The following is a 795-nucleotide window of genomic DNA, read 5'->3' on the forward strand; positions in this document are numbered from 1 at the left end:
ACGTACGGGCCACAAAGGCACCAATGGCTTACCGGTCATGTGTGGCGTGCCCCTCAACGGTACCTCACGCACGGCTCAAGTTTCTTCGGCACGGAGTCCGGGCGCGGCCGGCTGGATCGCTAACGTCTTGAGTTGCCCTGGCGATTCCAAAATCAGTAATCTTCGCAACGTTCTGCTTGCTGAACATTACGTTCATTGGTTTGAAATCGCGATGCACGTATCCACGCGCATGCGCATACTGCAGTGCATCTAGAAGGGGGCGTCCGATCTGTTCGTAAAATGTGGTCCAGTCCATGCATCCCAACGCCTCGATCTTCTCGTGCAGCGTTTCTTCAAGCCACTCGAGTGCAATAAATCGATCCGCACCATCGCTGCCGATTCCGACAAGGCGCACAATGTTTTTGTGCTCCATGTTGGCAAGCGCCTCTATCTCGCGGTTAAAGCTCGTGGATGCGGCGGTCTCGTGACCGTCACGACCCGCGTACTTGAGAGCGCATGCTTCAGCAGTTTCGATTAGTTGTGCTTTACGAACCCGCGACATTCCCCCCGAGCGTTCAACGTCAAGTAATTTGAAGTCAACTCCTGTATATGCACGTGGCTCCATCCATTCTCCCAAGGTAGGCAGTGAGACAACCACTACTGGCAGGACTATATTCCATAGCTTGAGAGTAAGCGATCAATTAACCGCGTACTTTCGGTCGGGTGTGGAATCCGTGATGCTTGTGTCCGCGTAAACAACGTGGACATATGCGATGCAGAACAACTCAGAGGTATTGAGCGGATTGGTGGTGGGAC

Annotated in this window: 1 protein-coding gene; it reads right to left on the reverse strand. The window is 53.5% G+C overall.

All coding sequences use genetic code 11. From position 1 onward, the window contains the following. Window positions 1–64: 64 nt before the first annotated feature. A complete protein-coding gene (locus tag C5P05_RS00415; protein ID WP_114967982.1) occupies window positions 65–604 on the reverse strand; it encodes a serine/threonine protein kinase in 540 nt (179 codons plus the stop codon). Window positions 605–795: the final 191 nt, after the last annotated feature.

It is taken from the genome of Rhodoferax ferrireducens (genome assembly GCF_003347515.1).
Classification (GTDB): domain Bacteria; phylum Pseudomonadota; class Gammaproteobacteria; order Burkholderiales; family Burkholderiaceae_C; genus Rhodoferax.